Genomic DNA, 26,154 nt, shown 5'->3' with positions numbered 1-26,154 from the left:
GTCTTTCTATTCAGGGGGATGGCCAAAGATTGAATTGTTCGTATCAACCGTGATCGAAAATCAGCTTAGCTGTTGCATTGAGCGATATAAATGGTCTTATGTTAGAAACATATTCAAATATGGGTTGATAAAGGTGTCGTGTGCTTGATGATCTCAATGAACTCAAGACCTTCTGCTACATATTAAGCTTAGGCAGTCTTTCTGCCGCGGCACGCGAGCTAGATACCAGTGTTGCCGTTGTCAGCAAACGGCTGAAATCGCTGGAGCAGCGTGTCGGCGTCGAATTGATCCATCGCACCACCCGGGCTCTTTCCGCGACGGAAGAGGGCGAGCGACTACGCAACGATGTCGAGCGAGCCTTAGAGGCCTTGGCGATCGGCGAAGCCAGATTGGTCTCGGGCCGCGATGAAGTTTTCGGCACCTTGACGGTCGTGGCTCCCGTTTCTTTCGGACGTCGCCACGTTTCGCCGGTCCTGCTTCAGCTCAGCGAGGACCATCCCCAGCTCAAGGTATCGCTCGGACTGGATGACTCTCTGGTCGATCTGGTCGCGGATGGCGTGGATATCGCGATTCGCATCGGGCAGCCAGCCGATAGCACGCTTCGGTTGAGAAAACTGGCGGACAATCGCCGGATACTGGTGGCCTCGACCGCATATCTCGACCGCTATGGTCGACCCACCACGCCTGATGCGTTGAAGGCGCATGCCTTCATTCGCCATGGCAGCTTCACCGCGAACGTCCGGCTCATAAATGACGACGGGCGAGCCGCTTCCGGGATCGGCCAAACGCGGCTGTCGGTCAACAATGCCGATGCGGCTTACGATTGGGCGCGGGCGGGCCAGGGGATTCTTATCAAGTCTCAGGTCGATGTCGCCGCCGATCTGGCGGCGGGAACCATCGAGCGTGTGCTGCCGGAATGGCATCTCGGCGAAGCGCCGATCATGGCGCTGTATCCCATGGGGAAGCAGTTACCGCGTAAGACGCGCCTGTTTCTCGATGCTATGGTCGCGGCTCTGGCGGATATCCGGCCGTAGCCTTGGCAGGCCGAAAGCGTTGCTCAGCTCATGACGCCACAGCCGCCGCGGCGGTGGCGCGGCGCATCGCCATGGCATAGAAAGTCGCGCCGAGTGCGCCGCCGATGAAGACCGAGAAGTGCCCCAGGTCGCCCAGCGGCAGGAAGTTGATCACGATGCCGATCAACGACGCAGCGACCACCGCCTTCACCGCGGCCGGATTGAAGCCGTTGCGATACCAGTAGGGGCCGCTGGGATCGACGCTGAACAGGGCGTCAACATCGATCTCGCCCCGGCGGATACGGTAGTAGTCCATGATCAGGATGCCGTAGAGCGGGCCGATGGCCGCCGCGAGCAGGTCGACGGTGTAATGGATGATCTCCGGATTGCTGAACAGGTTCCACGGGGTCAGGAAGATCGAGCCGACGGCGGCGATGAAGCCGCCGGTACGGAAGCTGATCTTGCTGGGCGCCATGTTAGAGAAGTCGAACGCCGGCGCGACGAAGTTGGCGACGATATTGATGCCGATGGTGGTGGTGACGAAGGTCGCGGCGCCCAGCACGGCAACGAAAGTATTGTCGAGGCGGGAAACCGTTTCGATCGGATCGTCGATCATCTCGCCGAACACCGGCAGTGTCGCCGAGACCATCATCACTGTGGTCGCCGAGAACACCAGGAAGTTGACCGGCAGGCCCCAGAAGTTGCCTCGTTTGACGTCATCGAAGGTGCGCGCGTAGCGGGTGAAATCGCCGAAGTTGAGCGTCGGCCCGGCAAAGTAGCCGGCGACGATGGCGGCCGCGATCACCATCTGCCACAGCTGCTCGCCGGGGGAAAGCTGGATGTCGCTCAAGGTGAAGCTGATGTTGGCCCAGCCCGCCTGCCACACCAGCCAGGCGGCCAGGGCGAACATCACCAGATAGACCGCCGGGCCGCTCCAGTCGATGAAGCGCCGGATCGAGTCCATGCCGCGCCAGAACACGATCGCCTGCAGACACCACAGCAGCATGAAGCTGATCCAGCCCAGATAGGAGAGGCCGAGAAAGCTGGGGCCGGCCAGCGATTCCATGTCGGGGAACAGGCGCAGGATCACGATGGTCAGGGCGTTGGAGGCCAGATAGGTCTGAATGCCGTACCACACCACGGCGATCAGGCCGCGGATCATCGCCGGGATGTTCGCTCCCAGCACGCCGAACGAGAGCCGGCAGATCACCGGGAACGGCACCGCGGCTTTCTGGCTCGGCCTCGCCATCAGGTTGGCGAAGATCTGCACGATGCAGATACCGATCAACAGCGAGATCAGCACCTGCCAGCCGGCCAGGCCCAGGGCGAACAGGCTGGCGGCGACCACGTAGCCGCCGACGCTGTGCACGTCGGAAAGCCAGAAGGCGAGGATGTTGTACCAGTTCCAGTTCTGCCTGGTGGGCGCAAGATCGGCGTTGTAGAGCCGGTCGCTGTACTGGTGAGGTGAGTGGTGCGGTTGCTGTGGCATGGCGGATGCCCTCCGCAGGGTGGTTTGTGATTGTGGTTCCTGTTTTTGTATACAAGATGCGTGCCATATCCGTCATCACAACGAGAAGAGAGAGTCGCAAACGATATGGGAAGGGGTCGCTTCTGGAAAAGACGCCAGCGCTCAAACTTTTAACCCAAAGACCAGCGCATGGCATGGTTCCGGCCAAACCTTGCGCTGGTTCATGAACCGAGTGCGGCGAGCAAGCTTTCAGGCCCAGTCGGGCTGGAAACGCACAATCGATGTGCGCTTGGATGGCGGCATGCACCATACAAGTGCAGAAAAGAAAAACGGTTTCGTTTTGTATACGATGAAGCGCTAGATTGAAACGAAGCTAGATTGGAACGAAGCACCAAGGGGAGAGAGTCATGCTGGAATTGAAGGCCCAGAAGCTGACGCCGGAGGCTTTCGCGCCGTTCGGCGATGTGATCGACGCTCGTATCAGCGAGTCATTTGCGATCAACGGCGGGCGCACGCAGCGCCATCACGATCTGGCTCGGGTGGAGATCCTGGACGCCCCTTCGCGGCCGCTGATCAGCGTGTTCGTCAGCCAGCCGGTCACGCTGCCGCTGGAGCTCGAGTTGCTCGAACGCCATCCGCTGGGCAGCCAGGCGTTCATGCCGCTGCACGAAGAGCGCTTCGTCGTCGTCGTGGCGCCGCCGGGAGACGACATCGATCCGGACGAGATCCGCGCCTTCGTCACCGACGGCCGCCAGGGCGTCAACTACCGCGCCGGCACCTGGCACGCGATCCATTCGGTGCTGGAGCGCGAGGGCGAGTTCTTCGTCGTTGACCGCGCTGGCGCCGACAATCTCGACGAGCGGCCGATGGCGATCCGGGTGGTGGTCTAGAGCGGATCAGCGGGCGAGAGTCGAGAACGAGGATGCCCCGCGCTAGCGGGGCATCGAAAGCATCATTTGCAGTTGGCTCAGGCGGTCTTGCCGCTGACCGCCGCCGCCGGATCTTCCTCCAGCTCCATGCGCTCACGTTCGTCGTCGATGATCTTGAGTGCCTGTTCCGGCGTCACCTTCGAGGCCGGCGTGACCAGACTGACGACGACGCCCACGACCAGTGCCACCAGCACCGCCGGGATGCTGGGGTTGCCCCAGAACGTCGTCCAGCTATCCACGTTGATCACCGCCAGTGACGTGGCGGAGGCGGCGATCAGGGTGGCGATGGCGCCCTGCCAGTTGTAGCGCGGCCAGAAGCGCCCCAGCACGCCACAGACGAACATCCCCGCCATGACCGTGGCGATCATGCTGGTGATGTAGCTGATGACGTTGTCGGACGTCAGCGCGAACAGCAGCGCCAGGCCGATGGTGGCGACCAGCGCCAGCCGCGACAGGCCCACCACCTTGCGTGCCGACGGCGTATGGCCGGTGAACAGCACGTAGACGTCGCGCAGCAGGATCGACACGCCGGCGATGGCATCCGAACTCGCGCTGGACATGGTCGCCGACAGCCCCGCGACCAGCAGCAGCAGGCCCAGCCACAGCGGCAGGATTTCCGTCGCCAGGAACGGGAAGGCGAAGTTGCTGTTGTCGAGACCGGGATTCAGCGCATGGGTCGCCATGCCGATGATCGCGGGGATGATCGAGAAGAACAGATAGAGGATGCCGGTAATCACGAACGATTTGCGCACCGAGCCGACCGAATTGCCGGAGTAGATACGCTGACGGTAGGAGGGCGTTGCCAGCACGCCGACGGCTATGACGGCAGCGAGCGAGATCGCCGGCACCAGGCCGATCTTGTCGATGCCCAGGAAACTGGTGGCCGCGATGTCCATGTTGGCGCCGAGACCGGAGAAACCGCCGACCTCGAACAGCGCGATGATCGCCATCACGATGAAGCCGACGAACAGCACCACCGCCTGCACGGTATCGGTCCAGATCACCGCCATGTAGCCGCCGATCACGCAGTAGATACCGAAGCCCAGCGCGACCAGAATGCGGGCAGTGGTCAGATCGATCCCCGCCATCCATGACAGATAGAGCCCACCGCCGAGAATGTGCGCGCCCAGCCAGCCGATGCAGGCGATATAGATCAAAACGGCAACGATATTGCGCACCCAGCGATTGGCGCCGACGTAGTAGGAAAGTTCCTCGCTCATGGTCATGAAGCGGAAGCGGCGCACCGGGGCGAACCAGAACGCCAGCAGCAGCACGCCGATGGAACCGCCGATGCCGTAGAGCGCGCCGGCCCAGCCGTTGGCATAGCCGAATCCGACCGCACCCATGCTGGAGCCTGTACCGACCATGGTCGCCACCGTGGTGCCGATGGTGAGGAAGATCGGGACGCTACGTCCGCCCAGCAGGAAATCGTCGCCGGTGCTGCGACTGTTGCGGGACACCCACCACCCGAACGCGATCATGACGAGCACGTAGGCGATGAAGGCCCCGAGGAAAACGTGACTGTTCATATTGACCTCTTATAATTGTCGTTCCGGTCGTTGCCGCGACCGGAGCAGTGTTAAACAACCTGGTCCATAGGGTTTTATGCTGCCGGTCGCGCCCTTGCCGGGGCGTGACCACCTTTCTTGCAGATGTTTCAAAGCGTCTCGTCAACGCATTCGATCATCTTTCGAGCGATGCGTACGCGCAGGCACGTATCAGGCCCTGTCGGCGCGATAGCACTTGATGTCCACTTCGACTTTGCAGTCCACCACCAGGTCCTGAACGCTGCAGATCCGCGCCGGCGGATGGTCGCCGAACACTTCCTTGAACACCTTGTTGAACGAGCTGAAGTAGCGCGCGTCGGTGAGCACGGCGGTGACGTGGACCACGTCTTCCACACCGTAGCCGGCCTCTTCGGCGATCTTCAGGCAGTTGGCGAACGCCAGTCGCGACTGTTCGATGATGCTGCCCTCGACGACTTCGCCGTCGGTCATCGGTGTCTGGCCGGAGACGAACAGCCAGCCGGCTGCCTCGGTGGCGCGAGCGAAGGGCAGTTTCTGGCCACCGGTGCCGACGCCGCCTTCGACGCCATAACGTTTGATACTCATGGTTGAATCTCCTGGATTGACGGGATTGGGGATAACGGTTTCGGGTTATCGGGTGAATGAAAAATCATGAGGCGGTGCGGGAAGGCTCCGCCGACAGCCGGGTTCGGCGTCGCAGCAAACGTCCGGCTCGGTATTCGCTGGCCTCGCCCTGGCGATAGCTGACCACGCCGTTGACGATGACCCGCTCGATGCCGCTCGCCCTGGCGATCGGCGCGGTGTAGGTCGCGGTGTCCTCGAGGGCGTCGAGATCGAACAACACCAGGTCGGCGAAGGCGCCGACTCGGATCTCGCCGCGGTCGGTCAGGCCGAAGTTGGCGGCGGAAAGCCCGGTCATCTTGCGCACCGCCTCGGTCAACGGCAGCAGTTTCAGATCGCGGCTGTAGTGCGCCAGCACCCGCGGGAACGCGCCCCATAGACGCGGATGCGGATGCGGATCGTTGGGCAGCCCGTCGGAGCCGACCATCGACAGCGGATGCGACAGCACCTGGCGCATGTCCGCCTCGCTCATGTTGTGATAGACCGCGCCGGCCGGCTGCAGACGCCGGGCGGCGTCCATCAGCGACAGCTCCCACTGCTCGGCGATCGCTTTCAGCGATTGGCGCGCCATCTCCGGATGCGGGTCGGACCAGGTGATGAAGATGTCGATCTCGTCGGTGACCTGACCCAGATCCAGCGTCGAGGAGCCGGCGGTGTAGGGATAGCAGTCGCAGTGCACGCCGTGGGAAAGCGCGGCGGCGTCGAGCTTCGCCAGTGCCTTGGGCGCGTTGCCCCAGTTGCCGGCGCCGGCGCACTTGAGGTGCGAGATCACCAGCGGCGCCTGGCCATGTCTGGCGGTGGCGAAGGCTTCGTCCATGGCTTCGGGGAGCCCGGCGAACTCGTCGCGCAGATGCGTGGTGTAGACGCCGCCGGCGCGGCCGACCGCCTCGACCAGCGCGTTCATCTCGGCGGTGGGGGCGTGATAGGCGTTGCGGTAGGCTAGCCCGGAGCTCATGCCGACGGCGCCCTCGGTCAGTGCCGTTTCCAGCTGTTCACGCATGGCGGCGATTTCGCCGTCGCTGGCGGCACGGTCGAAGCGATCCATGACCTGGCTGCGCAGGCTGGTATGGCCGATCAGCGCCGCCACGTTGACGCTCGGTCGCGCCTGCTCGATCGCTTCGGCATAGGCGGCGAAGGTGGGGTAGCGGAAATCCTCCGCGCGGCCGAGCAGGTTCATGGGGTCCGGCACCTCGCCGGCCAATTTCACCGGGCTGGCGCTGATACCGCAGTTGCCGACCACCACCGTCGTGACGCCCTGGGAAAGCTTGGGCAGCATCTGGGGGGTGCGGATGACGTTGGTGTCGTCGTGGGTGTGCACGTCGATGAAGCCGGGGGTGAGAATCAGCCCCGTGGCATCGACGGTCTCGCGGGCATCGGCATCACCCAGATCGCCGATGGCGACGATCCGGTCGCCCTCGATCGCCACATCGGCAATGAAAGGCTCGCGTCCGCTGCCGTCGATGACGCTGGCGCGGCGGATCAACAAATCATGGGGCATGGTGGCTCCTGAAAGCGGCTCGTGACGCTCAATCCCCCAGCGGCTGGCGGTTGTCGCCGCCGCGGTGGGCATCGAGAGTGATCTTGAGTCGTCGCAGCTTGTCGCGGGTGCGCGAGCGGTGGCGCAGCGCCAGACCGAGGGCCAGCATGTCGATGGCGGCCATCATGGCGTAGCGCGACGACGACGGAAAATAGATGTAATCGGTCTCGCGGGCGGCCAGCGGCAGCGTGATATCGGCGACCTTGGCCAACGGCGAGCCGACCGCGGTGACGGCCAGCACCCGGGCGCCGTATTGGCGCGCCAGTTCGGCGGCTTCGACGATTTCCGGTGTGTAGCCGGTAACGGAAAGCGCGACCACCACGTCGCTGGGCTCCAGGGTCGAGGCCACCATGCGCGGCAGCAGCGATTGCGGATAGGCGCTGATCGCGTAGCCGAGGCGGACCAGCCGGAACTGCAGCTCCTGCGCCATCACCGTCGACCCGCCGCCGGCCCCGAACACCAGAATCTGGCGGGCGTCGTCGAGCATCGCCACTGCGCCCTCGACGTCCGCCTGCTCCATCAGCGTGCGGTTGAGCGCCAGCGTCTGGGCGGCGGTGTCGTAGATCACCCCGAGGCCATCGTCCTCGCTCGCTTCCTGGATGAAACGGCGGCCGGCAGCCAGCGCGCGGGTCAGGCGCGTCTTGAGATCGCGCACGTTGCGACAGTCCACTGCCCGAGCAAAGCGGGTCACCGTGGCATCACTCACCTCGGCGCGCCTGGCGATGTCACCGATGCTCGCCTCCGCGACGAAGTCGATATCATCGAAGATCAGATTGGCGACCTTCTTCTCCGCCTCGCGCAGACTCGGCAAGCAAGCGGTGATGTGCGACAAGATGTCGATTTCCTGGCTCACGTTGGGCTCGATAGTCGGTAGTAGTCAGTCGATGTTAGTTGCTAACATATTTTTATTTTGTGTGTTAGTAAATACCCCAAAGGGTTGAGAAATAGGGCTGAGACAAAGGACTGAGACAAAGAGCTGAGCTGAGACAAAGAGCTGAGAAGACAGACTCGCCCCGGCATTCTTGGTGACGACGATCACCACAAGCACAACATTCGCGACAGGAGAAGAACCGATGGCTGACCCGATAACGTCTTCGGCGCCGCCGCAGAAAGGCACGCCGCTTTCGACCCCCGCCAGTCTGCTGGCGGACGTGCCGCTGCCGGCGGCAGCGGTCTTCGAGGCACCGCTGGCGCACAATCTCGCCTGGATGCAGCGTTTCGCGGACGATCACGGCGCCAAACTCGCGCCCCACGGCAAGACGACGATGGCGCCGGCGCTGTTCAAGCGTCAGATCGAGGCGGGCGCCTGGGGTATCACGCTGGCGACGGCGGTGCAGACGGTGGCGGCGCATGCGCATGGCATCGATCGCGTGCTGATGGTCAATCAACTGGTCGGCCGACCGAACATGACGCTGATCGCGGATGCCATCGAGCGTGGCCTCGAATACTACTGCGTGGTCGATGGTGCCGATAACGTGCGCAATCTGGGGCGCTATTTCGCCGAACGTGGGCTCACGCTTAACGTGCTGATCGAGCTGGGCATCGATGGCGGTCGCTGCGGTTGTCGCGACGCCGAACAGGTCGAGGCGCTGGTGGCGGCGATCGCGGAGCAGCCGGCGCTGGCGCTGGTGGGTATCGAAGGTTACGAGGGGATGATCGCTGGCGGTGACGAGATCGCCGCCGTGCGCGCCTACGGCGAGCGACTGGTCGATACCGTCCGGAAGTTGCAAGCCAGTGGCGTGCTCCAGCGCGAGGCGCCGATCGTCACCGCGTCCGGCTCCAAGTGGTTCGATCTGATCGCCGAAGCCTTCGACAAGGCGTTCTTCAAGACTGAGTCGCGCGAACGCTATACGCCGGTACTGCGACCGGGCTGCTACGTGGTTCACGATCACAAGCTCTATGCCGGTGCCATGGACGCCGTGAAATCGCGCCACCCCGGGCTCGAAGGAGAATTGCAGCCGGCGCTGGAGGTGTTCGCCCATGTGCAGTCGTTACCCGAGCCGGGCCTGGCTATCGTCGCGCTGGGCAAGCGCGATATCGGCCACGAACCGGATCTGCCGCTGCCGCTGCGTCTTTATTCATCGGCCACGGAGAACGCGACGCCAACTGATATCAGCGCGTGGCGAACGACGCACATCATGGACCAGCACGTCTTTCTCGAGATTCCCGCAAATGCCGAGATCGCCGTCGGCGATGTCATCGCTTTCGGCACCTCGCATCCCTGCCTGACCTTCGACAAGTGGCGCCGTCTGCTGCTGGTCGACGAACGGCTGGGGGTGAAGGAGATTCTCGAAACCTGCTTCTGATAACGGCGCCGCATCCGCCATTAAAAAAGTGGAAACGGTTTCCATAAATATTGACGCTCGGGCGTTGCTCGCTTAATTTGGCACCCTGTGAGCATCGGTCGCGGCCATTTTTCCGCGCCGTTGGCTGCACGACAGTCATGCGATGGTTCGCGGATCAGGCCCGGCGGTATCCGGGCAGGCGTGCCATTCCCGAGCGCTCTTCCGTCGGGATGAGACCTAACGAATCATTGACGGAAGTTTTTGGCGAGCCATTGGCTCGCCTTTTTTATGTCTGGTTTATGCCTGGGATTGCTGCTGTGAAGGCTGATGCCGGAGGGAAGGTTCGGTACACGCCATCTGCCGGTGACGCATGAGCGAGCGACGGGGCTCTCCGCCCTGTCGCTCGTCGGCTCGGCGCCGTCGTTCGTTGGAATGGCTGGCTGCCTGGCGGCGCGCTCAATTCTGAACGGAGATGACGGAGCCGCCGTCGACACGGATATTGCTGCCGTTGACGAAAGAGGCGTGCTGCGACACCAGCATGGCGATCACATGGGCGACTTCCTGCGCTTCGCCGCGGCGTTTGGCGACGATGCCGGGGCGCTCGTTCTCGAGAAAACTTGCGATCGCCTCTTCGAAGGAAACGCTCAGTTGATCGGCGCGCTGTGTCATCATGCCGTCGGTCATCGGCGAGGCGATGAAGGCAGGGGCGACGGTATTGCAGAGCACGCCGTGTGCCGCTTCCTTGTAGGAGAGGTTCTTGACGAAGGTGCTCAGCGCCGCCTTGGCGGTATTGTAGACCGCCTCTTCCCAGTAGGGTTGAACGCTGTTTTCCGACGTGATGCAGATGAAACGGCCCCAGCCGCGATCGCGCATGGCGGGAATGGTGGCGCGAGCCACTCGCACGGCAGAGAAGAAGTCGATCTGCCAGGCGTGTTCGTAATCCCCGTCGGTGAGTTCCAGCGGATCGCCCTTGGCGCCGGTGACGCCGGCGGTGTGGATGACGATATCGATCGCGCCGAAGTGCTGCACGCCCTTGGCGACCAGTTCGTCCACTTCCGCTTGCCGCGTCACGTCTGCCGTCAGGCATAGCGGCTCGCCCGGCAAATCGTTAGCGGCGCGCTCGAGCGCTTGCGGGTCGAGATCGGTGAGCACCAGATTGACGCCTTCGGCCGCCAAGGTATGGGCCGTGGTCAGGCCGATACCACTTTGCGCGCCGGTGATTAATGCGGTTTTACCGAGAATGCCCAAATCCATTGCCAAGCCTCCCTGCTTACGATTGGATTGCTCGAGGAATGCAGTATTCGAGCCTCCAGCATGGTCAAGGTCGCGAATTCTTGCCAACCGGCAGCCGTGAGGCTTGGCCTTGCGGGAGCGCCATCGAGGCGTAAAAATGGCGCCCGTCTGTGACCGTGCGAGTCGGAACGCTCGCCAAAAGCGACACATCACGTCTTCACAAGCCGCTGGAAAAGCGGCAACACCTCCATTGCAGGGAACGCCATGAAATTTCGCTACCTTCCAACGGCCCTATGTCTGGGTGCCGTCCTGCCCGGCGTGGCGCTGGCACAGTCCGGCTCGGCACAGTCCGGCTCGGCGCCGTCTGCCGCGAGCCCGTCGGCGGCCGCGCAACCGGTGATCGAGGTCACCGCGCCGCGACTTTCCCGCGAGCTGTATGCCACGCCGGCCGCCGTCTCGGTGGTCGAGCGCGAGGAGATTCAGCAGGGCCAGCAACGGGTCCGTCTGGACGAGTCGCTGATCACGGTGCCCGGGCTCTTCCTGCAGAATCGCGACAACTTCGCCCAGGGCGAACGGGTTTCCATTCGCGGGTTTGGCGCGCGGACGCCCTGGGGCGTGCGTGGCATCACCGTGCTGGTCGATGGCATTCCCTACACGTTGCCGGACGGTCAGGCGCAGCTGGATGCGATCGATCTCGACAGCGCCGAGCGCATCGAAGTGATTCGCGGCCCCAGCGCGGTGCAGTACGGCAATGCCGCCGGCGGCGTGATCAGCGTGACCACCGCGGACGGCAGCGACGATCCGGGCAGCCATATCCGTATCGAAGGTGGCAGTGACGGCTATCAGAAGACATCGGTCAGCAATGGCGGCGTCAACGGCCCCTGGTCGCACCACATCAGCGTGTCGGCGCTCAATGTCGACGGCTATCGCGACCATAGTTCGACCGAGAAATACCTGCTCAACGCCAAGCTGCGTCGTGAACTGGGGAGTGATCGCGCGCTCACGGCGATCGTCAATCTGTTGGATAGTCCCTACGCCGAGGATCCGGGTGGGTTGGATGCAGCAACTGTGTCCAGCGACCGTGATGGGACGATAACGGGTAATGATTTCTACTCGCCGACCCGTATCGATGCAGGGCAGGAGGTCGATCAGCAGGTGATTGGCCTGCAGTACGAGGATCTCTCCGCCGGCCCCGGCGAGTTCTACCTCAAGGGGTTCTATCTCAAGCGCGACTACCAGCAGCAGCTGGCCTATGCGGGTGACGACAACTTCGTTGCCTACGATCGCGACTACTACGGTGGCAGCGCCGAGTATCACCAGTCGCTGAGGCTGGGCGAGCTGCCGCTGCGCTATATGGCCGGCGTGGACGTGGGACGTCAGGTGGATGACCGCTACCGGGAGGCGGTGAATATCGATGGCGATCATCAGGGGCGCACCGCCGACGAAACGCAGAAGGCGACCTCGCTGGGCGCCTTTCTGCAGGGCGATCTCGACCTGACCGAGCGCTGGACGCTCTCGCTCGGCACCCGTTACGACCGGGTCGATTTCGATATCGATGATGATTACCGGAGCGACGGCGACGACAGCGGCGACCGTACCTTCGAGCAGTGGAGCGGCAGTGCCGGGCTCAGCTTCCGTTACCTGCCCACGCATCAGGTCTATCTCTCCACGGGCACCTCGTTCGAGACGCCGACCTTTGCCGAGTTCGCCAACCCGGCCGGTGTCGGGGGCTTCAATCCCGGCATCGAACCGCAGAAGGCGTGGAATCGCGAGGTCGGCCTGCGCGGCAACTTCGACAACGGCCTCGATTACGACGTGGCGCTGTTCTCGACCCGGGTGCGGGATTCACTGGTCTCCTATCAGATCGATGGCCGGGACTACTATCGGAACGCCGGCAAGAGCCAGCAGGACGGTATCGAGGCGGCGCTGGGCTGGCAGTTCCAGCCCAGCTGGCGCCTGGATAGCGCGCTGACGCTGGCCAAGTACGAATTCGATGACTTCGAGGATGCCGACGGCAACTATGACGGCAACCGGATTCCCGGCCTGCCGGAGAAGACCTGGGTCAATCGCCTGACCTGGCAGGGGCTCGGCCAGAGGTTCGCGACGGTGGAAACCCAGTACATCGGTTCGATGATGGCCGACGATGCCAACGAGGTGAAGATCGACGACGTCTGGCTGGTCAACCTGCGCGGCGGCGACGGCTGGCGCCTGGGCGGCGATACGTGGCTGAAGGGCTATGTCGGCATCCGCAATCTGTTCGACCGCGAGCACTATGCCAACGTGATCATCAACGCGACCAACGCGCGCTATTTCGATCCGGCACCGGGGCGGACGGTCTATGCTGGTATCGGTATCGATTTTTGATTCTGGACCAGATGCCTGGTTCGATCTCTAAAAGAGCGGCGTTCGAGCATCGCCGCCATCAACGATGATTCAAGGAACCGTTATGCGAATTCTCATTGCGTTTGCCGGGGCGCTGGTCCTGTTCTCCCTGATCGGCGGCTGCACGTTCAATCGTTACAACGACGGGCAGCGCGAGGTGAAAGCGGGCGTGCCTCAGGAAGGGCCGACCAGCAATCCGGCGGATGCTTCGCGTGGGCAGAATGGTTCCGGCGAGCTGCCGTAAACACGTAGCGATACGCCTGACCTGACGTAAAAAGCCGCCCAAGGACGGCTTTTCGATCGTCGGCTCATTAAAGCATCTTTTCAGGCCTGGTCGTGCTTCAGGCCTGATAATCGCTCTCGGAGTAGAGCACGCGCAGGCGCAGGGTGTGGTCGACCTGCTTGAGCGCTTCCAGCGCCTGCTTGCCGTAGGCCTTGTCGACGTCGATGACAACATAGCCGACCTTGTCGTTGGTCTGCAGGAACTGGCCGGCGATGTTGATGCCGTTTTCGGACAGCACGCGGTTGATCTCGGAGAGCACGCCGGGCACGTTCTCGTGGATGTGCAGCAGGCGATGCTTGTCCGGATGCGAAGGCAGCGCCACCTCGGGGAAGTTGACCGAAGTGATGGTGGTGCCGTTGTCGGAGTAGGTCACCAGCTTCTCGGCGACTTCGATGCCGATGTTCTGCTGCGCTTCCAGCGTGGAACCGCCGATATGCGGGGTCAGAATCACGTTCTCGAGACCGCGCAGCGGCGAGGTGAACTCCTCGTCGGCGCCCTTGGGCTCGACCGGGAAGACATCGATCGCCGCGCCCAGCAGCTTGCCGCTCTTGAGCGCTTCGGCCAGGGCCTCGATATCCACGACCGAGCCGCGAGAGGCGTTGATCAGGATGCCGCCCTGCTTCATCAGCGCGATCTGCTCGGCGCCGATCATCCAACGCGTGGATGGCAGATCCGGCACATGGAGGCTGACCACGTCGGCGCGGGCCAGCAGCTCCTCGAGGCTGCCCACCTGGCGCGCATTGCCCATCGCCAGCTTGGTCACCACGTCGTAGTAGAGCACGTCGAGGCCGAGCGATTCGGCAAGTACGGAGAGCTGGGCGCCGATGCTGCCGTAACCGATGATGCCTAGCGTCTTGCCACGGGTTTCATGCGAGTTCTTGGCGGATTTCAGCCAGCCGCCCTGGTGCGCGCGAGCGTTCTTCTCGGGGATGCCGCGCAGCAGCATGATCGTTTCGGCCAGCACCAGCTCCGCCACCGAACGGGTATTGGAGTAGGGCGCGTTGAACACCGGGATGGCGCGTTTGAGCGCCGCATCGAGATCGACCTGGTTGGTGCCGATGCAGAAACAGCCGACGGCAGTCAGCTTTTCTGCCGCGGCGAAGACCCGCTCGTTCAGCTGGGTCCGGGAGCGAATGCCGATGAAGTGCACGTCGCGGATCTTTTCGATCAGAGCGTCTTCGGCCAGCGACGTGGAGAGCGTCTCGATATTGGTGTAACCCGCGTTCAGCAGCGTATCCACGGCGGACTGGTGAATGCCCTCGAGCAGGAGGATCTTGATCTTGCTCTTGTCCAGAGACGTCTTGGCCATTGGTGGATCAACCCTTCTTCATCGGCTTGTGGCGACGGTGGCATGAAAGCCGCGTCGCGATCATGGGGGGAGACCTGGCGGGACTGGGGCAGAAATCTCCGCCTCAGCGGCGCCAGCGGGCGCACAGCTTAACACAGGCACTGCCGGGCGGGATGAAAATGACGCGGCTTCGACATGAAGCCCATGCATCCACAATCCGCCGCGACAGGCGACGAGAGCTGGAGGCAAGGCAGGAGACGACGGACGCGAAACGCCCCGCATGGGGGCGTCCGAGATGCCGTTTTGTTTTTCCGTTTTGTTTCGTTGGGGGCGGTTTATTGGAGGGGGGCGGTCGACAGCAGTGAAGCTTGCCGGCAGCGCGGCGGTTCAGGGCGTCAGCACGATCTTGCGGCAGTCGTCCTGCTTGTCGTCGAACATGCGATAGCCGTCGGCGGCCTGATCCAGCGTCATGCGGTGGCTGATGATCGCGTCGGGCTTGAGCTTGCCCTGCTCGATGGCTTCCAGCAGCTTGGGCAGGTAGTGATGAACGTGGGTCTGCCCGCCTTTCATGGTCAGGCCCTTGTCGAAGAAATCGCCGATCAGAAAGCCGTCGACGGCGCCGGCATAGACGCCCGGGACGCTGATATTGCCGCCGCGGCGCACCGCTGCCAGGCACTGATGGAGAGCGATGTCGCTGCTCTCGACCTCGAAGTTGTCCATCGCCGGCAGTTTGCCGCCGTGGCCCTTGGCCTCGTAGCCCACGGCATCGATCACCGCATCCACGCCACGGTAGCCGTCGGTCATCTGGATGATCGCTTCGGCCACATCGTCGACCTCATCGAAATTGAGCGTTTCGACGCCGTAGGCCTGCTTGGCGAAGTCGAGACGATAGCGCTGATTGTCGACCATGAGGATCCGTTCGGCGCCTTCCATCCTGGCGCAGGCCGCCGACAGCAGCCCCACCGGACCGGCACCGAAGATCGCCACGCTCGAGCCGGGCGTGATGCTGGCGTTCAGCACCGCCTGATAGGCGGTCGGCAGGATGTCGGACAGGAACAGCACCTGTTCATCGTCGAGCCCGTCGGCGATGGGGAACGGGCCGGTATTCGCCTGGGGAACGCGCACGTATTCGGCCTGCCCGCCGGGGATGCCGCCGTACATGTGGGAGAACCCGAACAGCGCGGCCGGCGCGGGGATCGACTTCTTGTTGAGGGCGCCGCCCTCGTCGGGATTGGTGGTCTCGCACGCCGCATAGAGCGCGTGCTGGCAGAAGAAGCAGCTGCCGCAGGCGATGACGAAGGGCACCACGACGCGATCGCCTTTCTTGACGCGGGTGACCGCCGGGCCGGCTTCTTCGACGATGCCCATGAACTCGTGGCCGAAGATGTCGCCCGGTTCGGTGGCTGGCATCGACCCCCGGTAGAGGTGGAGGTCGGAGCCGCAGATGGCAGTGGCGGTGACCCGCAGGACGATATCGTCGTCCTGCTCGATTTTCGGTTCGGGAACGTTTTCGACGCGCACGTCGTGACTACCCTGATAGACCAGTGCTTTCATGCAGGTGGCTCCTTGCAATGATTTTGGCTTCCGTGATGACACAACGGTCGCTTGCGCCCACCTGAAGTTAGAACGCATGTCGGCTCTCTTCCAGCGCATCTCGGATGGAATGGCCGCGATAGTGCCGATAAATGCGGTTAACGGCTTTCAAGTTGATCTGGGTTAACAATGAAGGCGGAATTCGACCGAATCAGGAAGCGTGTCGATGGCGATAGCGTCGCGAGGCCGTCGGATTTGCCGCCAAGGGCAGACGACCCCGGGGGGCGGCGGTGTATACTGAGGAGCCATTTCCGAACCGGTGCGGCAGCGTTTCGACGCCCGTGCCTCGAAGAACGCTCTCGGCGCCATTGGGGCGTCCTCGAGCGATGACATGAGAGCCCCATGCCCGACAAGATGGCCGACAAGGACGTTTCACAGGACGTTGACGCCTCCCAGAACGCTGACGTTGCCAAGGATTTTGCCGCGACGCTGGATCAGCTCGAGACATTGGTTGCCCAGCTCGAATCCGGCGAACTGACGCTGGAAGCGTCGTTGACCGCGTTCGAGCGCGGTATCCGTTTGACGCGGGATGCCCAGCACCGCCTCGACAGCGCCGAACTCAAGGTGCAGGCGCTGCTCGAGCAGAGCGACGGCTCGCTGCAGGCGGTTCCGTTCGATGACCCGGAGCCGTTCGACCAGGAGCCGAACCATGAACGTTGAGACGCCTAACGCCGCGGGGCTGATCGACGCCGCGCGGTCGCGCAGCGAGCATGTGCTGGCCGCATGGCTCAATCGTGCGGATGGCGCCAGCGCTTCGCTCGACGATGCCATGCGTTACAGCGTGCTGGGGACCGGCAAGCGGCTGCGACCGGTGCTGGTCTACCTGGCCGGGCGCGCGCTGGGCGCCGATGACGAGGCGCTGGACGCGCCGGCGGCGGCGATCGAAATGATCCATGCCTATTCGCTGGTCCATGACGATCTGCCGGCCATGGACGACGACGACCTGCGCCGCGGCCGGCCGACGGTTCATCGCGCCTTCGACGAGCCGCTGGCGATCCTGGCGGGCGATGCGCTGCAGACGCTCGCCTTCGAGGCACTGGCCTCCCGGCCGCATCCGCGTCTGGGCGCCTTGATCACGACGCTCGCACAGGCGGCGGGCCGTGACGGCATGGCCGCGGGGCAGGCGATCGATCTGGGCGCCGTCGGGGCGCCGATGGATCTCGCGGCGCTGCAGGCGATGCATCAGCACAAGACCGGCGCGCTGATTCGGGCCGCGGTGCGCCTGGGCGCGCTGGTGGCGGTCGACGAGTCCGACCCGCGGGTCGCGGCGCTGGACCGCTACGCATCGGCCATGGGGCTGGCGTTCCAGATTCACGACGATGTTCTCGACGTCACCGGCGACACCCAGACGCTGGGCAAGACCTCCGGCGCCGACGCGCGCCGCGACAAACCCACCTATCCCGCCCTGCTTGGCGTTGCGCAGGCGCAGCGCCGCGCCCGCAATCTGCTCGACGAGGCGCTCGCCGCTCTCGAGCCGCTGGGCGAGGCCGGCCAGCCGCTGGCGGCGCTGGCTCGTTTCATGATCGATCGCGATCACTGACCGGTAACGACATGTCTATGAAGCTGTTCGACGAGATTCCTACTCAGCGCCCCCTGACGCCGCTGCTCGATACGCTCGAGTCGCCGGCGGGGTTGCGCCACCTGTCACTGTCCCAGCAGCGGCAGGTCGCGGATGAGCTGCGTGCCTATCTGCTCTATAGCGTGGGCTGCAGCGGCGGTCATTTCGGTGCCGGGCTCGGCGTGGTCGAGTTGACCGTGGCGCTCCACCGCGCCCTGAATACCCCCCACGACCGCCTGCTGTGGGACGTCGGCCACCAGGCCTATCCGCACAAGATTCTCACCGGCCGGCGCGAAGCGCTGTCGAGCATCCGGCAGTACGGCGGTCTTGCCGCGTTCCCGCGGCGCGAGGAGTCTCCTTACGATACCTTCGGCGTCGGCCATTCGAGCACCTCGATTTCGGCGGCGCTGGGCATGGCGATGAGCGCCCGGACCAAGGGCGAGCAGCGCCGCGTCTGCGCGGTGATCGGCGATGGCGCGCTGACCGCCGGCATGGCCTTCGAGGCACTGGCCCATGCGGGGCACGTCAATGCCAACCTGCTGGTCGTGCTCAACGACAACGAGATGTCGATCTCGGAAAACGTCGGCGGTATGGCGAGTTACCTGACGCGGATTCTCACCAGCAAGCCATATACCGCCATGCGCGAGAACGGCAAGCGTGTGCTGTCGCACCTGCCGGGCGCGCTGGAGTTCGCGCGGCGCACCGAAGAGCACGTCAAGGGCATGATCAGCCCGGCGACGCTGTTCGAGGAGATGGGCTTCAACTATCTCGGGCCGATCGACGGCCATGACCTGGCCGCACTGAATCAGGCGCTGGAGGCCGTGCGCGATCTCGATGGGCCGCAGTTCCTCCATGTCCGTACCCGCAAGGGGCGCGGCTTTCGGCCGGCGGAAGCCGACCCGATCGGCTTCCACGCCATCACCAAACTGGAAAAGACGCCGCCGACACCGCCCGAAATGGACGCGACCACGCCGCCGGCGAGTGGACTATCGGCTTCATCCGAAACCCGGTCCAAGCCCACCAGACCCAAGCCGCGCAAGTATTGCAACGTCTTCGGCGACTGGCTGTGCGACATGGCCGCAGCGGATTCGCGGCTGATCGGCATCACGCCGGCCATGCGCGAGGGCTCCGATCTGATCCGCTTCTCGCAGATCTATCCCGAACGTTACTACGATGTGGCGATCGCCGAGCAGCATGCGGTGACGCTGGCGGCGGGAATGGCCTGCGAGGCGATGAAGCCGGTGGTGGCGATCTACTCGACGTTCCTGCAGCGCGGCTACGACCAGTTGATCCACGACGTTGCCGTGCAGCATCTCGATGTCACCTTCGCCATCGATCGCGCCGGCCTCGTCGGCGAGGACGGCCCGACGCATCACGGGGCGATGGATCTTTCGTATCTGCGTTGCGTACCGGACATGATCATTCTGGCTCCGGCGGACGAGGCGGAATGCCGGGCGATGCTCTCCACCGCCTATCACCACGATGGCCCGGCGGCGGTGCGCTATCCGCGCGGCACCGGCCCGGGCAGCGAGATCCCGGCGGATCTCGAGGCGCGAGTGCCGATCGGCAAGGCCGAGCGGCGTCGTGAAGCGACGGCGGAACAGGGCAAGGCGCGTATTGCGCTGCTGGCATTCGGCAGCCTCAATACGCCGGCGGCCGAGGTCGCCGAGCGGCTCGACGCGACGCACCTCAACATGCGTTCGGTGAAGCCGCTGGACCGCGAGGCGATTCTGGCGGCAGCCAAGGACCATGATCTGTTGGTCACGCTCGAGGAGAATGTCGTGGCCGGTGGCGCCGGCAGTGGCGTCATCGAACTGCTGGCGGCCGAGGGCGTGCAGGTGCCGGTGCTCAATCTGGGCATTCCCGACATTTTCGTCGAACACGGCAAGCCGGCCGAACTACTGCGCGATTGCGGGCTGGATGCCGATGGCATCGAAGCGGCCATCCGTCGTCGCCTGAACATCAACAACGACTGATAGGATCTTCATGTCAATTGCCATTCTAATCGGCGCCGTCATCGGCTATCTCTTCGGCAAGTTGCCGGGCCTTCTGATCGGCGCCGCCATCGGCTGGTGGGTCAGCCGAAAGCTGCGCAGCACGCTGCTGGGGCGCGTGGTCAATATCCAGCACCAGTTCCTGGAGTCGACCTTCGCGGTGATGGGCTGCGTGTGCAAGGTCGACGGCCACATCACCCAGGACGAGATCCGCACGGCGGAGATGCTGTTCGATCGTCTCAACCTGAGCGGGGAGATGCGCGAACGCGCCAAGGCTGCCTTCAATCGCGGCAAGTCGCCGGAGTTCGATCTCGACGCCGAGGTCGAGACGATCCGCCGCGTCACTGGCGGCCAGCGTGCGCTGCTGCAGGTATTTCTGCAGGTGCAGCTGGCAGCGATCGCCGCCGACGGCCAGATGCATCCCGCCGAACACGACATGCTGCTGCGCGTGGCGCGCGGCCTGGGCTTCTCCGAAGCCGAGATCCAGCAGATCGAAGCGATGCTGCGCGGCGGTGCCCATCAGGGGGCGGGCGGTGCGACCAGCGGCCAGTCGCTGGAGGATGCCTATCGGGTGCTCGGTGTGTCCGAGGATGTCTCCGATGCCGAGCTCAAGCGCGCCTATCGCAAGCTGATGAGCGAAAACCACCCCGACAAGCTGGCCGGCAAGGGGTTGCCGGAGAGCATGCGCGAGATGGCCAAGGAGCGCACCAGCGAGATCAGCAACGCCTACGACCTGATCAAGAAAACGCGGGAGCAGCAAAGCTGATCGCCCCGGGGCCTCGCCCCCGACGACTGAATCCCGACCATCCTTCCAGTAGCCGCCGCCAGCTTAAAAACTGGCGGCTTCTTCCGTCATGGCAATCGGCTCGCCAGGGCGTTCCGGCTGCCGCCTCTCTTTAGCGCCGGATCGCTGGCCGTCCCGGCAGCGATCGCTATTGTCTCTCATCGATTAACACGCTTAGATAGAGGTTCGCCCGTCGAGATAGCTGCAACAAGGATGTGACTGCATGCCAGCGAAGGCCGATCTCTACCGCACTGCCGCCCGGATGCTGGGCACGATCGACAAGAGTGGTTGGGTGCTGCGCTATCGCTACGGCGACCGGCGTCTGCTCGAGGACGTCGTGCTGCCTGCGCTGAATCGCGATCCCGGCGTCGAGACCCTACTGCTGGTCGGCTGCGCCTGGTATACCCGGCACTATCCCCAGCTGCTGCCGCGCAAGCGTGTCACGACCATGGAGATCGACCCTGCCAAGGCAGCCTTTGGCGGCGATTCGCATATCGTGGCCAACATGGTCGATATCACCGAGCACCTGCCTCCGGAGAGCCTGGACGCGGTGATCTGCAACGGCGTGCTGGGCTGGGGCCTGGACGAGCCCGGTGCGGTGGAAGCCGCCTTCGCCGGGGCGGCGGTCTGTCTGAAGCCCGGCGGTCTCTTCCTGCTGGGTTGGAACGACATTCCCCCGCGCAATCACTATCCGCCGGATTCCATCGCCGCGCTGGGCAAGCTGGGAACGGCCGATATCCCCGGCCTGGACACCCACGCCCTGGTTGCCCTCGAACGCAACAAGCACTGTTACCAGGCGTATCGCAAGCCGGAAAGTGCCTGATCAGCCTGCCATCACGCCCGCCCAGAACACCGACCAGACGCCTTCGAACCGGCGTTCGAGCTCGCGCTTTTTATACATGAACGTCTCCGAGAGCAGCCCATCGACGACGCAGTAGAACGCTGCGACGAAATGGTCGTCGGTCAATGTCGACCGCAAGGCGCCGATTCGGCGTCCCTCCTGCACGAAGGCAACGAGGCGTCGATCTATTTGTGATTCGCCCTGCTCGGTGATGGCCTCGGCTTCGGTGACGAGATCCTGCGGGGGGAACAGCAGGAAGCGCTTGTAGAACACGCCCTGATGTTCGCGGTAGGCAAACGTGGCGCACTGCTGCAGCAGGTGGCGCAATCGCTGTTCGAACGGGGCGTCTGCCATATCGGCCAGGCTGGCATCGATCAGTGCGATCAGGTCGTCGTCGGCATCGCGGGATAGTTCCAGAAACAGCGCCGCCTTGCTGTCGAAATGGTTGTAGATCGAAGGCTTCTTGATGCCGGCAGCCGTGGCGATCTGCGCCAGCGTCGTGCCTTCGTAGCCATGGCGTGCGAACAGCGAAAGGCCGATCTGCTTGAGGCGGTCTCGGGTGTTCAAGGGAATCTTCCGATGTGATTGAAGGCGTAGCTTGCCAAGACTTGTGGGTCGAAATAAACTAACGACCGTTAGTTAGCCATTTTTTATCGAGTGGATCAAGCGATGATACGACCGCAATGGGGAATCCTGCCGCTGGCCGGCCTGGCCGAAGTCGGCTGGGCCGCCGGATTGAAGCATGCCGAGACGCCCACCGACTGGATGCTGACGGTGGTGCTGGCGATCACCAGCTTGTGGCTCGCCTCGCGCGCGGTACGTTATATGCCGACGAGCACCGTCTACACGGTCTTTGTCGGCCTCGGCGCCGCGGGCACCGCGATTGCCGACTGGCTCCTCTTCGGCGTGACGTTTCACTGGCCGGTACTAGCATTCATCGTGCTGCTGCTGGTGGGCGTGATTGGACTTCAACAGGTGAATGACTGATGGAATCGACGACTCTCCACTGGATCGCGCTATTGGCCTCGGGCTGCTTCGAGATCGTCGGCGTCGCCGGCTTCGATCGTCTCAATCGCGGCCAGAGTCTGCACGGCCTACTGCTGCTCGTCGTGGGTTTCGGCAGCTCGCTGAGCCTGTTGTCGATCGCCATGCGCTCGATCGACATGGGCGTGGCCTACGCCATCTTCACCGGCATCGGCACGCTCGGCAGCACGCTGATGGGCATGCTGCTGTGGGGCGAATCGCGGCGTCCGCTGCGGCTCGCCTTCGTGGGGATGATCGTCGCGGCGGTAGTGGGGTTGAAGCTGGCGAGTTGAGGAGGCGGTCCGCGTCCGCCGTCGCCGGCCAGCCGGCCCATGCTCGTTTGCCGGGGCAGGATTGGCCGCATCGCGCCACGGCACCTACGCTGACAGCTCCTCTATCACCGCTTGATCAGGAGTCTATCCATGCATCCGATCGTCCATACGATCGTCGTCGGGATCATCAGCTATCTGGTCCTGATCGCCATCATCCGGCTCTCCGGCAAGCGCACGCTGTCGAAGTGGAACGCCTTCGATTTCGTGGTCACCATCGCGCTGGGGTCGACGCTGTCGACGGCGCTGGTCTCGACCCAGGTCTCGCTGGCGCAGAGCATCACGGCGTTTCTGGTCATCGTCGCGCTGCAGTTCGTGATCACGTTTTCCTCGGTGCGCTCCCGCGCGATCAAGAACCTGATCAAGTCGCAGCCGACGCTATTGCTCTTTCAGGGCCAGTTCCGGCAGGAGGCGATGGCGCAGGAGCGGGTCGTGGAGGCCGAGGTGCGTGCGGCGATCCGCGAGAACGGTATCGCCGATGTCGAGCGCGTGCATGCCGTGGTGCTGGAAACCGACGGCACCTTCAGCGTCATTCCCGACGCCGGCGGCAGCGATTCGGCGCTGCAGGGCGTCGCGGGGCTGTCGCCGCATCGGGCGTGAAGACGCCCAGCGCATCTGTCAGCGCGTCTCGTCCGCCGTGGGCTGTGCGGGTTCCGCTTCCAGGAAGCCGCCCGATTGGCGTCGCCATAGTCGGGCATAGAGGCCGTTCTGACGAATCAGCTCGGCGTGGCTGCCTTGTTCGACGATGCGACCCTGCTCCATGACCACCAGACGATCCATGGCAGCGATGGTGGAGAGGCGGTGGGCGATGGCGATCACCGTCTTGCCCTGCATCAGCTGGTCGAGGTTCTCCTGGATCGCGGCCTCGACATCGGAATCCAGCGCCGAGGTGGCCTCGTCGAGAATCAGGATCGGCGCGTCCTTGAGCATGACGCGGGCGATGGCCAGGCGCTGGCGCTGGCCGCCGGAGAGCTTGACGCCGCGCTCGCCGACATGGGCGTCGAAGCCCTGCCGGCCATGAATGTCCCGCAGCGACTCGATGAATTCCGAAACGTGAGCCTGCTTCGCCGCCTGCCACGCCATCTCGTCGGTGGCGTCGGGCCGGCCGTAGAGCAGGTTGTCGCGTACCGAGCGATGCAGTAGCGAGGTATCCTGCGTCACCATGCCGATCTTCGCGCGCAGGCTTTCCTGGGTGACGTCGGCGATGTTCTGCCCGTCGATGCGGATCGCGCCGCCTTCCAGCTCGAAAAAGCGCAGCAGCAGGTTGACCAGGGTCGACTTGCCCGCGCCCGAAGGGCCGATCAGCCCGATCTTCTCGCCGGGGCGAATGTGGAGCGAAAGGTCGTCGATGACGCCGCTGCCCTTGCCGTAGTGAAAGCGGATATGGTCGAACACGATCTCGCCGCGATCGATGGCGAGCGGCTTCGCCTCGGGCTCGTCCTCGATCTGGCGGGGCAGGGAGAGTGTCGCCATGCCATCCTGCACCGTGCCGATGTTTTCGAACAGTGCGGAGACTTCCCACATGATCCACTGCGACATCCCCCACAGCCGCATGACTAGCCCCAACGCCACGGCGACCGCCCCCACGCTGACGGCTTCTGTCAGCCACAGGTGAATCGATAGCCAGCCGATGCTGAACAGCAGCAGCGCGTTGAGCAGGTAGAGCAGTCCATAGAGGCCGGTGACCAGTCGCATCTGGCGATGCACGGTAACCAGGAAGCCATCCATGCTCTCCTTGGCGAAAGTCGCTTCGCGGCTGGCATGGGAGAACAGCTTGACCGTCTGGATGTTGCTGTAGCTGTCGACGATACGGCCGGTCATGCGCGAGCGCGCGTCGGCCTGGGATTTCGATACCCGGCCCATGAGCGGCACGAAGATGCGCAGCAGAACGAGATAACCGGCCAGCCACGCCACCAGGGGAAGCGCCAGGCGCCAGTCGGCGTTGCCCACCAGCAGCAGCGTGCCGAGAAAATAGACACTGACGTAGTTGAGGACGTCGAACAGCTTGATCACGCACTCTCGCACGGCAAGCGCCGTCTGCATCACCTTGGTGGCGATGCGACCGGCGAATTCGTCCTGATAGAAGCCCATCGATTGCCGCAACAGGTAGCGATGCGCCAGCCAGCGGATGCGCATGGGGAAGTTGGCCATCAGGGTCTGCTGCTGGAATAGCGAATGCAGCCATACCATGCCGGGTAGCAGGAGCAGCACGACGAACGCCATGCCGGCCAGTTTCCAGCCCTGCTCGGCGAGAAACGTCTCGCGATCCTGGGCCGCCAGCCAGTCGACGATGTTGCCGAGAAACCCGAACATCCATACTTCGATGCCGGCGATCAGCGCCATCAGCACCGTCGCTGCCAGCAGATACGGCCAGGCGCCACGGGTGTAATGCAGGCAGAAGGCGATCAGCGTGTCCGGCGGACGTTGCGGTTCCTGCGGCGGGAAAGGGTCGAGACGGTTTTCGAACCAGCGAAACATGGCAATCCTTGAAGGTAAGCGCGACGGGCTGACGTGTTTCCACTGCGGGGCACTTGCCAGCCGCTAACGATCATAGCCGCCTCGGGCGCTTTGGCAATCCGCGTGTCGAAATCGGCCGTCGCGGGCGTCAGGCCTGAAAGGGCAGCACGGCGGTGTAGACGGCAAAGAAGTGGCAGACGCTGCCGCCGATCACGAACAGATGCCAGATGGCGTGATGGAAGGGAATCACGCGCAAGGCGTAGAACAGCACGCCTACCGTGTAGGTAAGCCCGCCGGCGACCAGCAGAGCGATGCCGGTTTGCGGCAGGTGGTCAGCCATGTCGCCGGAGGCGATCAGGATCAGCCAGCCCATGATCAGGTAGATGAATACCCGCAGCACGCTGAATCGATGCGGCCAGATCAGGCGCAGGGCGATACCACCGAGGGCGAGACTCCAGACGACGGCGAACAGCGCCCAGCCCATCGGGCCGCGCAGGTTGACCAGCAGGAACGGCGTGTAGGTGCCCGCGATCAGCAGATAGATGGCGCAGTGGTCGAAAGCCTGGAACACGCGCTTCAGTCGCTGGCGGCGAAAGCCGTGATAGAGCGTGGAGGCGGTATAGAGCAGTAGCAGGCAGCTGCCATAGAGCGAAACGCTGACGATCTTCCACGGATCGACATGGGCGGCGATGCTGGCCAGCACGATGAGCACGATCATGCCGGCGAGGCTCAAGGCGGCGCCGATACCGTGGCTGATGCTGTGCAGCCACTCCTCGAGTCTCGAGAACTCTGCACCGGATTCATCGGCGCTGGGCCGGCTGCCCGAGGGAGCCGATCGTTGGGTCGGGTAATCCGGTTGAACGTCTGACATGGTATTCGAACCCCCTCGACGATCAGGGCGTGCAGGATGCAAGGCGCTGTCCGATTGGACAGGCCGTTGCGGCCCGGGTTCAGTCTATGGGCTCATCATGACGCTGAGTTGACGCCGGCAAAAGCCCGCGAACGCAGGG

General features: G+C 63.7%; 24 protein-coding genes. 13 read left to right on the top strand and 11 right to left on the bottom strand.

All coding sequences use genetic code 11. The features are described from left to right. The first annotated feature begins 140 nt into the window (after positions 1-140). Positions 141-1,034: a LysR family transcriptional regulator gene (locus R3F72_RS13295; RefSeq protein WP_332779875.1), complete on the top strand. Its 894-nt coding sequence runs from the start codon at positions 141-143 to the stop codon at positions 1,032-1,034. Positions 1,035-1,062: 28 nt separating this feature from the next. Here R3F72_RS13295 and R3F72_RS13290 read toward each other — a convergent pair whose 3' ends face one another. After that, positions 1,063-2,502, bottom strand: coding sequence for an NCS1 family nucleobase:cation symporter-1 (locus R3F72_RS13290; RefSeq protein WP_332779874.1), 1,440 nt, complete (start codon positions 2,500-2,502; stop codon positions 1,063-1,065). Positions 2,503-2,888: 386 nt separating this feature from the next. Between R3F72_RS13290 and R3F72_RS13285 the strand changes: the two genes are divergently transcribed. Next, a complete protein-coding gene (locus R3F72_RS13285) occupies positions 2,889-3,371 on the top strand; it encodes an ureidoglycolate lyase (RefSeq protein WP_332779873.1) in 483 nt (160 codons plus the stop codon). 77 nt (positions 3,372-3,448) lie between these two features. On the opposite strand, the gene R3F72_RS13280 is transcribed toward R3F72_RS13285, so the two are convergent. The 4 genes from R3F72_RS13280 to R3F72_RS13265 form a co-directional block, all read right to left on the bottom strand. Further along, entirely contained in the window at positions 3,449-4,939 is a 1,491-nt protein-coding gene (locus R3F72_RS13280; RefSeq protein WP_332779872.1) for a sodium:solute symporter family protein, read from the bottom strand. Positions 4,940-5,128: 189 nt separating this feature from the next. After that, entirely contained in the window at positions 5,129-5,521 is a 393-nt protein-coding gene (locus R3F72_RS13275) for a RidA family protein (RefSeq protein WP_071231068.1), read from the bottom strand. Between the two features lie 64 nt (positions 5,522-5,585). Then, on the bottom strand, positions 5,586-7,055 hold the full coding sequence (locus tag R3F72_RS13270) for an N-acyl-D-amino-acid deacylase family protein (RefSeq protein ID WP_332779871.1): 1,470 nt from the start codon (positions 7,053-7,055) through the stop codon (positions 5,586-5,588). Between the two features lie 28 nt (positions 7,056-7,083). Continuing rightward, positions 7,084-7,947 carry a MurR/RpiR family transcriptional regulator gene (locus tag R3F72_RS13265; protein WP_332779870.1) on the bottom strand — a complete coding sequence of 288 codons (864 nt, stop codon included), beginning with the start codon at positions 7,945-7,947 and terminating at the stop codon, positions 7,084-7,086. 220 nt (positions 7,948-8,167) lie between these two features. Here R3F72_RS13265 and R3F72_RS13260 point away from each other — a divergent pair, with 220 nt between their 5' ends. Continuing rightward, positions 8,168-9,400, top strand: coding sequence for an amino acid deaminase (locus tag R3F72_RS13260; protein WP_332779869.1), 1,233 nt, complete (start codon positions 8,168-8,170; stop codon positions 9,398-9,400). A 435-nt stretch (positions 9,401-9,835) separates the two neighbouring features. Here R3F72_RS13260 and R3F72_RS13255 read toward each other — a convergent pair whose 3' ends face one another. Continuing rightward, positions 9,836-10,633 carry an SDR family NAD(P)-dependent oxidoreductase gene (locus tag R3F72_RS13255; protein WP_332779868.1) on the bottom strand — a complete coding sequence of 266 codons (798 nt, stop codon included), beginning with the start codon at positions 10,631-10,633 and terminating at the stop codon, positions 9,836-9,838. A gap of 243 nt (positions 10,634-10,876) precedes the next feature. Between R3F72_RS13255 and R3F72_RS13250 the strand changes: the two genes are divergently transcribed. Beyond that, positions 10,877-12,976, top strand: coding sequence for a TonB-dependent receptor family protein (locus R3F72_RS13250; protein WP_332779867.1), 2,100 nt, complete (start codon positions 10,877-10,879; stop codon positions 12,974-12,976). 82 nt (positions 12,977-13,058) lie between these two features. Continuing rightward, positions 13,059-13,238 (top strand): hypothetical protein, encoded by a 180-nt coding sequence (locus tag R3F72_RS13245; protein WP_087719624.1) that lies wholly within the window; start codon positions 13,059-13,061, stop codon positions 13,236-13,238. A gap of 97 nt (positions 13,239-13,335) precedes the next feature. On the opposite strand, the gene serA is transcribed toward R3F72_RS13245, so the two are convergent. After that, on the bottom strand, positions 13,336-14,586 hold the full coding sequence (gene serA, locus R3F72_RS13240) for a phosphoglycerate dehydrogenase (protein ID WP_332779866.1): 1,251 nt from the start codon (positions 14,584-14,586) through the stop codon (positions 13,336-13,338). A gap of 366 nt (positions 14,587-14,952) precedes the next feature. After that, a complete protein-coding gene (locus R3F72_RS13235; RefSeq protein ID WP_332779865.1) occupies positions 14,953-16,119 on the bottom strand; it encodes a zinc-dependent alcohol dehydrogenase in 1,167 nt (388 codons plus the stop codon). A gap of 393 nt (positions 16,120-16,512) precedes the next feature. Between R3F72_RS13235 and R3F72_RS13230 the strand changes: the two genes are divergently transcribed. From R3F72_RS13230 to R3F72_RS13210, 5 genes are all read left to right on the top strand, one after another. Continuing rightward, entirely contained in the window at positions 16,513-16,818 is a 306-nt protein-coding gene (locus R3F72_RS13230; RefSeq protein WP_322529621.1) for an exodeoxyribonuclease VII small subunit, read from the top strand. Continuing rightward, positions 16,808-17,698, top strand: a complete 891-nt coding sequence (locus R3F72_RS13225) for a farnesyl diphosphate synthase (protein WP_332779864.1) — start codon at positions 16,808-16,810, stop codon at positions 17,696-17,698. The genes R3F72_RS13230 and R3F72_RS13225 overlap by 11 nt, the downstream gene beginning before the upstream one ends. A gap of 17 nt (positions 17,699-17,715) precedes the next feature. Continuing rightward, positions 17,716-19,692 carry a 1-deoxy-D-xylulose-5-phosphate synthase gene (gene dxs / locus R3F72_RS13220; RefSeq protein ID WP_332779901.1) on the top strand — a complete coding sequence of 659 codons (1,977 nt, stop codon included), beginning with the start codon at positions 17,716-17,718 and terminating at the stop codon, positions 19,690-19,692. A 10-nt stretch (positions 19,693-19,702) separates the two neighbouring features. After that, positions 19,703-20,476 carry a co-chaperone DjlA gene (gene djlA / locus R3F72_RS13215; protein ID WP_332779863.1) on the top strand — a complete coding sequence of 258 codons (774 nt, stop codon included), beginning with the start codon at positions 19,703-19,705 and terminating at the stop codon, positions 20,474-20,476. A 241-nt stretch (positions 20,477-20,717) separates the two neighbouring features. Further along, positions 20,718-21,317 (top strand): methyltransferase domain-containing protein, encoded by a 600-nt coding sequence (locus tag R3F72_RS13210; protein ID WP_332779862.1) that lies wholly within the window; start codon positions 20,718-20,720, stop codon positions 21,315-21,317. Here R3F72_RS13210 and R3F72_RS13205 read toward each other — a convergent pair whose 3' ends face one another. Next, positions 21,318-21,902, bottom strand: a complete 585-nt coding sequence (locus tag R3F72_RS13205; RefSeq protein ID WP_322528247.1) for a TetR/AcrR family transcriptional regulator — start codon at positions 21,900-21,902, stop codon at positions 21,318-21,320. It lies immediately after the preceding gene. A gap of 102 nt (positions 21,903-22,004) precedes the next feature. Here R3F72_RS13205 and R3F72_RS13200 point away from each other — a divergent pair, with 102 nt between their 5' ends. The 3 genes from R3F72_RS13200 to R3F72_RS13190 all read left to right on the top strand — a co-directional run bounded on the left by R3F72_RS13200 (position 22,005) and on the right by R3F72_RS13190 (position 23,287). Continuing rightward, on the top strand, positions 22,005-22,322 hold the full coding sequence (locus R3F72_RS13200; RefSeq protein ID WP_322528246.1) for a DMT family transporter: 318 nt from the start codon (positions 22,005-22,007) through the stop codon (positions 22,320-22,322). Further along, positions 22,322-22,651 carry a DMT family transporter gene (locus R3F72_RS13195; RefSeq protein WP_332779861.1) on the top strand — a complete coding sequence of 110 codons (330 nt, stop codon included), beginning with the start codon at positions 22,322-22,324 and terminating at the stop codon, positions 22,649-22,651. Before R3F72_RS13200 ends, R3F72_RS13195 begins: the two co-directional genes overlap by 1 nt. Positions 22,652-22,780: 129 nt before the next feature. Beyond that, the gene (locus R3F72_RS13190; RefSeq protein WP_087719644.1) at positions 22,781-23,287 is read left to right on the top strand and encodes a DUF421 domain-containing protein; all 507 of its coding nucleotides are present in this window, start codon (positions 22,781-22,783) and stop codon (positions 23,285-23,287) included. An 18-nt stretch (positions 23,288-23,305) separates the two neighbouring features. Here the strand turns inward: R3F72_RS13190 and R3F72_RS13185 are convergent, their stop codons facing one another. Together R3F72_RS13185 and trhA are read right to left on the bottom strand one after the other, a co-directional pair. Continuing rightward, positions 23,306-25,165 carry an ABC transporter ATP-binding protein gene (locus R3F72_RS13185; RefSeq protein ID WP_332779860.1) on the bottom strand — a complete coding sequence of 620 codons (1,860 nt, stop codon included), beginning with the start codon at positions 25,163-25,165 and terminating at the stop codon, positions 23,306-23,308. A 127-nt stretch (positions 25,166-25,292) separates the two neighbouring features. Beyond that, complete coding sequence (trhA, locus tag R3F72_RS13180; RefSeq protein WP_332779859.1) at positions 25,293-26,015, bottom strand: PAQR family membrane homeostasis protein TrhA; 723 nt, start codon at positions 26,013-26,015, stop codon at positions 25,293-25,295. Positions 26,016-26,154: the final 139 nt, after the last annotated feature.

This window comes from Salinicola sp. 4072 (assembly GCF_036663415.1).
In the GTDB taxonomy this organism is placed as follows: Bacteria; Pseudomonadota; Gammaproteobacteria; order Pseudomonadales; family Halomonadaceae; genus Salinicola; species Salinicola salarius_A.
Note: the sequence above shows the minus strand (reverse complement) of the source record. Positions and strands in the feature narration are given on the sequence as shown.